The 232-nt window shown below is 63.4% G+C and carries 1 protein-coding gene; it reads right to left on the bottom strand.

Translation table 11 applies throughout. From position 1 onward, the window contains the following. Positions 1 to 232 (bottom strand): N-formylglutamate amidohydrolase (locus SB765_RS34180; protein ID WP_410933097.1); only part of this gene is annotated, 232 nt, incomplete at both ends.

Here is a 232-nt window from a genome sequence, read left to right as displayed (position 1 = left end):
CTGCTCGCGCAACCGGTCCAGTTCGCTGCGGATCGTGCCGTGGTAGGGACGCCAGATCTGCTCCAGATAACCTTTGCGTTCTTCACCTGAGGGCGCCAGCCCATCCTTGAACAGCGGCTCGCCATCGAACAACGTGGCCGGATACAGGCCAGTGGTAGCGCCGGCATACAACGGCTTGTCGTCATCCGGGCGGTTGAGGTCGATGACGAAGCGCGAGTACTCCGCCGCGACC

The sequence above is a fragment of the Pseudomonas sp. SIMBA_067 genome (genome assembly GCF_046534675.1).
Taxonomy (GTDB): domain Bacteria; phylum Pseudomonadota; class Gammaproteobacteria; order Pseudomonadales; family Pseudomonadaceae; genus Aquipseudomonas; species Aquipseudomonas putida.
Note: the sequence above shows the minus strand (reverse complement) of the source record. Positions and strands in the feature narration are given on the sequence as shown.